The organism is Burkholderia sp. YHN3-13 (assembly GCF_055810675.1).
The window spans coordinates 48855-58511 of record NZ_JBVVNQ010000029.1 but is presented as its reverse complement, the minus strand read 5'-3'; the positions used below and the strand labels follow the sequence as shown (position 1 = coordinate 58511).

At 68.2% G+C, this 9657-nt stretch carries 9 protein-coding genes; 5 read left to right on the top strand and 4 right to left on the bottom strand.

The window, feature by feature from the left end; all coding sequences use genetic code 11:
- Nucleotides 1–1230, top strand: a 1230-nt coding sequence (locus AC0KUR_RS35370; RefSeq protein WP_473377203.1) for an electron transfer flavoprotein-ubiquinone oxidoreductase, incomplete at its 5' end; no start/stop codon positions are given.
- Nucleotides 1231–1364: 134 nt separating this feature from the next.
- Here AC0KUR_RS35370 and aroC read toward each other — a convergent pair.
- From aroC to AC0KUR_RS35355, 3 genes are all read right to left on the bottom strand, one after another.
- Nucleotides 1365–2465 carry a chorismate synthase gene (gene aroC / locus AC0KUR_RS35365; protein WP_034191153.1) on the bottom strand — a complete coding sequence of 367 codons (1101 nt, stop codon included), beginning with the start codon at nucleotides 2463–2465 and terminating at the stop codon, nucleotides 1365–1367.
- Between the two features lie 242 nt (nucleotides 2466–2707).
- Nucleotides 2708–4642, bottom strand: a complete 1935-nt coding sequence (locus AC0KUR_RS35360) for an MFS transporter (RefSeq protein ID WP_034191154.1) — start codon at nucleotides 4640–4642, stop codon at nucleotides 2708–2710.
- Nucleotides 4643–4781: 139 nt separating this feature from the next.
- Complete coding sequence (locus tag AC0KUR_RS35355) at nucleotides 4782–5237, bottom strand: CBS domain-containing protein (RefSeq protein WP_006488504.1); 456 nt, start codon at nucleotides 5235–5237, stop codon at nucleotides 4782–4784.
- 159 nt (nucleotides 5238–5396) lie between these two features.
- Between AC0KUR_RS35355 and AC0KUR_RS35350 the strand changes: the two genes are divergently transcribed.
- A complete protein-coding gene (locus AC0KUR_RS35350) occupies nucleotides 5397–5714 on the top strand; it encodes an Mpo1-like protein (RefSeq protein WP_034191155.1) in 318 nt (105 codons plus the stop codon).
- Nucleotides 5715–5730: 16 nt separating this feature from the next.
- On the opposite strand, the gene AC0KUR_RS35345 is transcribed toward AC0KUR_RS35350, so the two are convergent.
- Nucleotides 5731–7062 (bottom strand): YihY family inner membrane protein, encoded by a 1332-nt coding sequence (locus tag AC0KUR_RS35345; protein WP_034191156.1) that lies wholly within the window; start codon nucleotides 7060–7062, stop codon nucleotides 5731–5733.
- 145 nt (nucleotides 7063–7207) lie between these two features.
- On the opposite strand from AC0KUR_RS35345, the gene wrbA reads away from it, so the two are divergent.
- From wrbA to AC0KUR_RS35330, 3 genes are read left to right on the top strand one after another with little or no spacing between them, the layout of a single operon-like run.
- On the top strand, nucleotides 7208–7828 hold the full coding sequence (gene wrbA, locus AC0KUR_RS35340) for an NAD(P)H:quinone oxidoreductase (protein ID WP_034191157.1): 621 nt from the start codon (nucleotides 7208–7210) through the stop codon (nucleotides 7826–7828).
- A complete protein-coding gene (locus AC0KUR_RS35335; protein WP_034191158.1) occupies nucleotides 7825–8217 on the top strand; it encodes a DUF2069 domain-containing protein in 393 nt (130 codons plus the stop codon). Before wrbA ends, AC0KUR_RS35335 begins: the two co-directional genes overlap by 4 nt.
- 18 nt (nucleotides 8218–8235) lie before the next feature.
- Nucleotides 8236–9657, top strand: coding sequence for an FAD-binding oxidoreductase (locus AC0KUR_RS35330; RefSeq protein WP_049032386.1), 1422 nt, complete (start codon nucleotides 8236–8238; stop codon nucleotides 9655–9657).

Below are 9657 nucleotides of genomic sequence, written 5' to 3'. Positions count from 1 at the left end.
CCGGCCGCCGAGATCCTCTACAACGATGATGGCTCGGTCAAAGGCGTCGCCACCGGCAACATGGGCGTGGGCAAGGACGGCGAGCCGACCGAGAACTTCCAGCTCGGCATGGAACTGCACGCGAAGTACACGCTGTTCGCCGAAGGCTGCCGCGGCCATCTGGGGCGGCAACTGATCGCGAAGTACAAGCTCGACGCGAACGCGGATCCGCAGGCGTACGGGATCGGCATCAAGGAACTGTGGGAAATCGATCCGGCCAAGCACAAGCCGGGCCTCGTGATCCACACGGCCGGCTGGCCGCTGAAGTCCGACACCTACGGCGGCTCGTTCCTGTATCACATGGACAACAACCAGGTCGTGGTCGGCTTCGTGGTGGGCCTGGGCTACACGAACCCGTACCTGTCGCCGTTCGAGGAATTCCAGCGCTACAAGACGCATCCGTCGATCCGCGCGTTCCTCGAAGGCGGCAAGCGCGTGTCGTACGGCGCGCGCGCGATCACGGCGGGCGGCCTGCTGTCGCTGCCGAAGACGGTGTTCCCGGGCGGCGCGCTGATCGGCGACGACGCGGGCTTCCTGAACGCATCGCGGATCAAGGGCAGCCACGCGGCGATCAAGACCGGCATGCTGGCGGCGGACGCGGCGTTCGACGCGGTGCAGGCCGGCCGCCAGTCGGACGAGTTGAACGCGTACCCGGACGCGTTCAAGCAGTCGTGGCTGTACACGGAGCTGTACCGCGCGCGCAACTTCAAGCAGTGGATGGCGAAGGGCCTGTACCTGGGCACGCTGATGGTCGGGCTCGAGCAGAAGGTGATGGGCGGCAACGTGCCGTGGACGCTGCACCACAAGCATGCGGATCACGAGATGCTGAAGCCGGCGTCGCAGTGCGAGCCGATCGAATACCCGAAGCCGGACGGCAAGCTGACGTTCGACCGGCTGTCGTCGGTGTTCATCTCGAACACGAACCACGAGGAGAACCAGCCGGCGCACCTGACGCTGAAGGATGCGAGCGTGCCGGTGAACGTGAACCTGCGCACGTATGCGGGGCCGGAGGGGCGTTTCTGCCCGGCGGCGGTGTACGAGTTCGTGAAGAACGACGACGGCAGCGACCGGCTGGTGATCAACGCGCAGAACTGCGTGCACTGCAAGACCTGCGACATCAAGGACCCGACGCAGAACATCGTGTGGGTCACGCCCGAAGGCGGCGGCGGGCCGAATTACCCGAATATGTAATCCGCCACGACGCGCCGCCGCGAGCAGCGCGTTTTTGTCGGTCGCCACGAACGAAACGGGGCGCTGCCTGAAGCAGCGCCCCGTTTTGCCTTCCCTGCGCGTTCGCGAGGCGCGCCGCGCCCCGCCCGCTTGTGTCAGGTCGCGCTACCGGCGATCTTCGGCGTCGACGTCTCGACGTCGCCGCATTGTGCGCGATGGCGCAGCGCGTGATCGATCAACACCAGTGCGAGCATCGACTCGGCGATCGGCGTCGCACGAATGCCGACGCACGGATCGTGACGGCCGAACGTTTCCACCGTCGCCTCGTCGCCTGCCTTCGTGATCGAACGACGCGGCGTGCGGATGCTCGACGTCGGCTTGATCGCGATCGACACGGTGATGTCCTGCCCCGTCGAAATCCCGCCGAGCACGCCGCCCGCATGGTTGCCGACGAAACCACCCGGCGTCAACTCGTCGCCGTGCGCGGAGCCGCGCTGCGCGACGCTGTCGAAGCCCGCCCCGATCTCGACGCCCTTCACCGCGTTGATGCTCATCATCGCCTTCGCGATATCGGCATCGAGACGGTCGAACACGGGCTCGCCCCAGCCGACCGGCACGCCCGACGCGACGACGTCGATGCGCGCACCGATCGAATCGCCCTCCTTGCGCAGCGCATCCATGTACGCCTCGAGCTCCGGCACGACCGCCGCATTCGGCGAGAAGAACGGATTCTCGCGCACGTGCGACCAGTCGACGAACGGCACGTCGATCTCGCCGAGGCTGCTCATGTAGCCGCGCACTTCGACGCCGAAGCGCTCGCGCAGCCACTTCTTCGCCACGGCACCCGCGCCGACGAGCGGCGCGGTCAGCCGCGCGGACGAGCGGCCACCGCCGCGGTAGTCGCGGATGCCGTACTTCTGCCAGTACGTGTAATCGGCATGGCCGGGACGGAACGTCTCGACGATGTTGCCGTAGTCCTTGCTGCGCTGGTCGGTGTTGCGGATCAGCAGCGCGATCGGCGTGCCGGTCGTCACGCCTTCGAACACGCCCGACAGGATCTCGACCTCGTCCGCCTCCTGCCGTTGCGTCACGTGCCGCGACGTGCCGGGCTTGCGGCGGTCGAGCTCGAGCTGGATGTCGGCTTCGGTCAGCCCCATTCCCGGCGGGCAGCCGTCGATCACGCAGCCGATCGCGGGACCGTGCGATTCGCCGAAGGTCGTGACAGTGAAAAGCGTGCCGAGAGTATTGCCGGACATGATGGAACCGCCCAAAGATAAATGGGCAAACCGATGCGCTGCCGTGCCGCGGGCAGATCGATCGTTTGCCGGTCGAGAAAAAGAGGTAAACCGCTATTATGCCAGCCGTCCCGGAACCGCGGGACGCGTGACACGCCGGTCAGGGCGCACGGTACGTGCCGGTGCGGCCCGATGGGGGCGGCCGGCGGCCCGTTCCACCCGGACAGCAGCCGCATGCCGGCACGGCGCCGGCCGGCGCCCGCCTACTTCCGCGCGCCGCGCAGCTCGGTCACCGCCGCCTGCAGCGACTCGGGCGTCGCGACCGACGCCGGGACCGGCTCGCCGACTGCCAGCGTGAGCCGGCTCATCACGCCGCGCTTGATGGGGCGCGGCATCCGCGCATCGGAATGCCGCGAGAAATAGCTGCCCCACAGTCCGCGCAGCGCCATCGGGATGACCGGTGCCGGGGTGCGGCTCAGGATCTCGGTGATGCCGTGGTGGAACGTATTGATGTCGCCCGTCTTGGTCAGCTTGCCCTCGGGGAAGATGCACACGAGTTCGCCGTCCTTCAGCGCGGCCTCGCACAGGTCGTACGCACGCGCGAGCATCGCCGGATCCTCGTGGCGCGGCGCGATCGGGATCGCCTTCGCATGCCGGAACACCCAGCTCGCGAAGCGCGTCTTGAAGATCCGGTGATCCATCACGAAACGGATCGGGCGCGGGCTCGCGGCCGCCAGCACGAGCGCATCGACGTAGCTGACGTGGTTGCACACGAGCACGGCCGCGCCTTCCGCCGGAATCCGCTCCGCGTGCACGAGGCGGATCCGGTAGAAGGTGTGCACGAGCACCCACGCGACGAAACGCAGCAGGAACTCGGGCACGAGCAGGTAGATGTACGTCGCGACGATCACGTTCAGCAGCGCGGTGGCGAGGAACAGCCCCGGGATGTCGACACCGGCCTTGGTCAGCCCCATCGCCATCACGGCCGACAGGATCATGAACAGCGCGTTCAGGATGTTGTTCGCGGCGATGATCCGTGCGCGGTGCGTCGGCGCGCTGCGGCTCTGGATCAGCGCGTACAGCGGCACGCTGTAGAAGCCGCCGAACATCGCGAGCAGGAACAGGTCGGCGAGGATGCGCCAGTGCCGCGCGCCGGCCAGGAATTCGCCGACCGACAGCAGATGGCCCGGCGACGGCAGCGCGCGGCTCGCGAAATACAGCTCGATCGCGAACACGCTGATGCCGATCGAGCCGAGCGGCACGAGGCCGATCTCGACGCGCCGCTGCGACAGCCGCTCGCACAGCAGCGAGCCGAGGCCGATGCCGACCGAGAACGTCGCGAGCAGGATCGTGACGACGTCGGGGCTCGCGGACAGCACGTCCTTCGCGAAATTGAAGAACGACGTGAGGAAGGTCGCGCCGACGAACCACAGCCACGAGATGCCGAGCAGGCTGAGGAACACGGTGCGATTCTGGCGCGCCAGCCCGAGGTTGCGCCACGTTTCGCTGACCGGATTCCAGTTGATCACGAGATCGGGCTGCGGCGCCGGCGTCGACGGCACGCGCTGCGCGACGAGGCGCCCCGCGAGCGCGATCACGACGACGCTCACCGCGAGCACGCGTTCGCCGGCGCCTTCGATGCCGGCGGCCGCGCCGCCGATGATCGTGCCGATCAGGATCGCGATGAACGTGCCCATTTCGACGAGGCCGTTGCCGCCGACCAGCTCATGCTCGCCGAGATGCTGCGGCAGGTACGAATACTTGACGGGCCCGAACAGCGTCGAGTGCATCCCCATCATGAACGTGCACAGATACAGCAGCGTCGCGCTGTGCGTGACGAAGCCGGCGGCGCCGACGAGCATCAGCACGATCTCGAAGGTCTTCACGAAGCGCGTGAGGGTCGCCTTGTCGTATTTGTCGGCGATCTGGCCGGACGTCGCCGAGAACAGCACGAACGGCAGGATGAAGATCGCGGAAATCAGGAACGCGGCCGTCTTGGCGTCGACGCCGGCGAACCGCGCGGTGTGATAGGTGACGAGCGACGTGAAGCCGATCTTGAAGACGTTGTCGTTCAGCGCACCGAGGAACTGGGTCGTGAAGAACGGGGCGAAACGGCGCTCGCGCAGCAGGTCGAACTGCGACGCGTGGGCACGCCGTTCGTCGCGCCGCTCCGAAGTGGCTTGCGTGTGATCGCTCATGCGGAATACGCGCGCGTCGTCTCGGCGAAGCTGCGCGGGCCTCGTGTTGTCGTTGAAAAAAAGGCGGCGCAGGACAAGCCTGCGCCGCCGCATGCCGGATGGCGGCGCCCATGCATCGAGGTGCCGGGCGCGGCGCGGTTCACGGCTTGTGCGCTTCGGCTTCCGATTCCGGCCAGTCGCGGATGTACGCCTTCAGCATCCGGTTCTCGAAGCTCTGCGCCTCGACGACCGTCTTCGCGACGTCGTAGAACGAAATGACGCCCATCAACACCTTCTTGTCGAGCACCGGCATGTAGCGTGCGTGACGCTCGAGCATCATCCGGCGCACTTCGTTGACGTCGGTTTCCGGCGTACACGTGAGCGGCTCGTCCATCACCTTGCGCACCTGGACGTCGCCGATCGCGCCGCCGTTCACGTGCAGGCGCAGGATGATCTCGCGGAACGTCAGCATCCCGACGAGATCGCCGTACTCCATCACGACGAGCGAACCGATATCGTGTTCGGCCATCGTATCGACCGCTTCGCGCAGCGGCTTATCGGGCGTCACCGTAAACAGCGTGTTGCCCTTCACTTTCAGAATATCGCTGACGCGCATCGTAGTCCCCTCATGCTTGAATGCAAAATCTCTTTCGATCCTATCGGAAAGCCTGTCAAAAGGAAAGCGCGGCCCCGGCGCGGCGGCCGCGCCCCCGCTTGCGGACATGGGCCGCCCGCCGCACAATGAAGCCATCGACAGCGGCCCGAGGAGGCAGCGATGGCGCATACGCATTCGGAGCAGTTCGCCCGCTTCGCCGATTTCTACCCGTATTACCTGAACGAACACCAGAACCTGACGTCGCGCCGGCTGCACTTCATCGGCTCGCTCGGCGTGATCGGCTGCGTCGCGATGGCGATCGCGACCGGCAACTGGCTGTGGCTGCCGGCGGCGATCGTCTGCGGTTACGGCTTCGCGTGGGTCGGGCACTTCTTCTTCGAGAAGAACCGTCCGGCCACGTTCCGGCACCCGATCTACAGCCTGATGGGCGACTGGGTGATGTTCAAGGACATCTGCACCGGCAAGATCCCGCTGTAGCCCGCCGGCCCCGCCGTCACGCGGGCCGCGGCGGCCGCGCGTGCGGGTCGGGCACGGCGCCTGGCGCCTGCCCGGCGTTCCCCGCCGGCTGCGCGCCCGCGAGCCGGTGCGCGGCGATCAGCGTCGCAAGCGACACGTCGAAGCGATCGCTCGACAGCACCGCGAGCAGGGCCGCGCCCTCGACGTGGCTGCGCCGCCGCTCCAGCTGGTAGGTCAGCTCCGCGCGGTCGATCACCAGCACGTCGAACAGTTGCGCGAGCGTCAGCTGCTCGGGGTTCGCGAGCATGATGTAGCGCGGCGTGGTCTCGGCGCCGCCGTCGAGCCGCGCGATCCACTCCCGCTCCTCCATCGTCGTCAGCAGCCGCTGCGCGGTTTCCATGTCGCAGCGCAACATGGTCGCGAGCCGCATCGCCGTATAGCCGCGCTTGCCGGCCGCACGCGCCTCCGCCAGCCGCGCGAGCAGCTCGAGCGCGTCGAGCAGGTCGCTGCCCGGATAGTGGATGCGGTGGAACTGGCCGACGCGGATCGCCGGCAGCGCGGACGCCACCATCGCCCCGAGCAGCGCGATGAACCAGCTCAGGTACACCCACAGCAGGAACACCGGCAGCGCCGCGAACGCGCCGTAGACGGCCGTATAGGTCGGAATGCGCCGCACGTAGTAGCCGAAGCCGCGCTTGGCCAGCTCGAACGCGACGGCCGCGAACAGCCCGCCGATCACCGCGTCGCGCCAGGCGACCGTACAGTTCGGCAGGTACACGTACAGCAGCGTGAACGCGAGCACCGTCAGCGGCAGCGACGCGAGCGCGAGCAGCCATTCGACGATCGACGTGGTCGGCGCCGCGCCGGTGAACGCGAGCGACTGCGTGAACAGGTACGACGAGATCGACAGGCTCACGCCGAACAGCAAGGGCCCGAGCGTGATCAGCGCCCAGTACGCGAGCACGCGCTGCGCGAACGGCCGCGGCTTGCGTACCCGCCAGATCAGGTTGAACGCCGATTCGATCGTCATCATCGTCATCACCGACGTGACGACCAGCACGATCAGGCCGGCCGTGGTCAGCCCCTTGGCCTTCGACGCGAACTGGTTCAGGTACTTGAAGATCTGGATGTTGAACTGCGCGGGCATCAGGTGATCCGCGAGGAACCCCTGCAGCGAGATCTGGAACGACGCGAACATCGGGAACGCGGTGAACAGCGCGAACGCGACCGTCACGAGCGGCACGAGGGCCAGCATCGTCGTGAAGGTCAGGCTGCCCGCCACTTGCGGGATGCGATCCTCGGCGCTGCGCCGGGCCGCGAACTGCGCGAGGCGCTTGAGGGTGTCGAGATCGACGCTCAACTTCGGCAAACGGCTTCTCCTTCTTGATGCCGCGCGCCTCTCGGCGCGCCGCCGCCGCGCTGCGCGACGGCTTCAGCCCCTATAATAGCCGCTCGATTCCAGCAGGGGCCGACTGCACCGGGCACGCGCGCGGCCGCATGCGGCTCCGTCGCCCATGAAAGACATCCTCGTCCTCTATTACAGCCGTCACGGCGCCACGCGCGATCTCGCGCTCGCGATCGCGAACGGCATCGACAGCGTGCCGGGCATGCAGGCGCGCATCCGCACCGTGCCGCCCGTGTCGACCGTCTGCGAAACCACCGCCCCCGACATCCCCGCCGACGGCCCGCCGTACGCGGAACTGCGCGACCTCGAGGAGTGCGCGGGCCTCGCGCTCGGCTCGCCGACGCGCTTCGGCAACATGGCCGCGGCACTCAAGTATTTCCTCGACGGCACGACGCCGCAATGGCTGTCGGGGGCGCTGACCGGCAAGCCGGCGAGCGTATTCACGTCGACGGGCAGCCTGCACGGCGGCCAGGAATCGACGCTGCTGTCGATGATGCTGCCGCTGCTGCATCACGGGATGATGATCGTCGGGATCCCGTACACCGAATCGGCGCTCAGCACGACGCGCACCGGCGGCACGCCGTACGGCGCGTCGCATGTCGCGCAGCACGACCGTAGCGCGCCCGGCGGGCTGTCCGCGGACGAAAAGGCGCTCGCCGCCGCGCTCGGCGTGCGGCTGGCGCGCGCGGCCGCCGCGCTGTCGGCCGCCCAGGCTGCCGAGACCGCATGAACACCCCCGCCCGCCCCGCCGTCGCGGCCCGGCCGCGCTACGCGCTGGCCGCCGCCGCGTGCCTCGTCGCGCTGATCGCGCTGTCGCTCGCGTGGGAGCTGTGGCTCGCGCCGTTGCGCCCGGGCGGCTCCGCGCTGATGCTCAAGGCCGTGCCGCTCGCGCTCGCGCTGCCCGGCGTCTGGCGGCGTAACATCTATACGATGCAGTGGGCGAGCATGCTCAGCCTCGTCTATCTGGCCGAAGGCATCGTGCGCGGCATGTCCGATCGCGGGCTGTCCGCCACGCTCGGCTGGTGCGAGACCGCGCTTGCCGTCGGCTTCTTCGTGGCGGCGCTGGCCTATGTCGCGCCGTACAAGCGCGCGGCAAAAAAGTCGCGCGCCGCGTCCTGACCCTTACGCGACAAGGTGATGATGTCTTCCGAAGCTTTCGTTTCCGCGTGCCGCGACGCGCTCGGCACCGACCACGTGCTGACCGATCCGCACGATACCGAACCGTTCCTGACCGACTGGCGACGCCGCTACAAGGGCGCCGCGTGCGCGGTGCTGAAGCCCGCGAACACGGCCGAAGTCGCCGCGCTCGTGAAGCTGGCCAACGCGCACGGCGTCGCGCTCGTGCCGCAAGGCGGCAACACGGGCCTCGCCGGGGGCGCCACACCCGATGCGAGCGGCAGCCAGGCCGTGCTGAGCCTCGCGCGCCTGAACCGCGTGCGGGCGCTCGATCCGCACAACAATACGATCACCGTCGAGGCCGGCGTGATCCTCGCCGACGTGCAGGCGCGCGCCCGCGAAGGCGGCCGGCTGTTCGCGCTGAGCCTCGCGGCGGAGGGCAGTTGCACGATCGGCGGCAACCTGTCGACCAATGCGGGCGGCACCGCGGTGCTGCGCTACGGCAACGCGCGCGAGCTGTGCCTCGGGCTCGAGGTCGTGACGCCGCAGGGCGAGATCTGGGACGGCCTGCGCGGACTGCGCAAGGACAACACGGGCTACGACCTGCGCGACCTGTTCATCGGCGCGGAAGGCACGCTCGGGATCATCACGGCGGCCGTGATGAAGCTGCATCCGCTGCCGGCCGCGCAGGTCACGGCACTCGCCGCGCTCGAATCGCCGCACGCGGCGCTCGACTTCCTGTCGCTCGCGCAGCGCGCGGCCGGGCCGCTCCTGACCGGCTTCGAGCTGATGTCGGATTTCTGCATGCAACTGGTCGGCAAGCACTACCCGCAACTGCGCTACCCGTTCGCGCAGACGCACGCGCAGACGGTGCTGCTCGAGCTGTCCGACAACGAAAGCGAAGCGCATGCGCGCGCGCTGTTCGAGAAACTGATGGAAGAAGCGTTCGAGGCCGGGCTCGTGGTCGACGCGGTGGTCGCCGAGAATCTCGCGCAGTCGCGCGCGTTCTGGGACCTGCGCGAGCACATCCCGCTCGCGCAGGCCGACGAAGGGCTCAACATCAAGCACGACATCGCGGTGCCGATCTCGTCGATCGCGCGCTTCATCGACGAGACCGACGCGGCGATCCAGCAGGCCGCGCCGGGCGCGCGGATGGTCACGTTCGGCCACCTCGGCGACGGCAACCTCCACTACAACGTGCAGATGCCCGAAGGCGGCGACGCGAAGGCGTTCCTCGCGGCGTTCCAGGCGCCGATCAACCGGATCGTCTACGACAACGTGCACCGCCACCACGGCACGATCAGCGCGGAGCACGGGATCGGCCAGCTGAAGATCGACGACGCGCAGCGCTACAAGTCGCCGGTCGAAACGACGCTGATGCGCACGCTGAAGACCGCGCTCGACCCGCGCGGCCTGATGAATCCCGGCAAGATCCTGCACTGA

Excerpts from the sequence above, each read along its gene's own strand:
- aroC (WP_034191153.1), bottom strand. The coding sequence starts at position 2,465 with ATGTCCGGCAATACTCTCGGCACGCTTTTCACTGTCACGACCTTCGGC.
- AC0KUR_RS35360 (WP_034191154.1), bottom strand. The coding sequence starts at position 4,642 with ATGAGCGATCACACGCAAGCCACTTCGGAGCGGCGCGACGAACGGCGT.
- AC0KUR_RS35355 (WP_006488504.1), bottom strand. The coding sequence starts at position 5,237 with ATGCGCGTCAGCGATATTCTGAAAGTGAAGGGCAACACGCTGTTTACG.
- AC0KUR_RS35350 (WP_034191155.1), top strand. The coding sequence starts at position 5,397 with ATGGCGCATACGCATTCGGAGCAGTTCGCCCGCTTCGCCGATTTCTAC.
- wrbA (WP_034191157.1), top strand. The coding sequence starts at position 7,208 with ATGAAAGACATCCTCGTCCTCTATTACAGCCGTCACGGCGCCACGCGC.
- AC0KUR_RS35335 (WP_034191158.1), top strand. The coding sequence starts at position 7,825 with ATGAACACCCCCGCCCGCCCCGCCGTCGCGGCCCGGCCGCGCTACGCG.
- AC0KUR_RS35330 (WP_049032386.1), top strand. The coding sequence starts at position 8,236 with ATGATGTCTTCCGAAGCTTTCGTTTCCGCGTGCCGCGACGCGCTCGGC.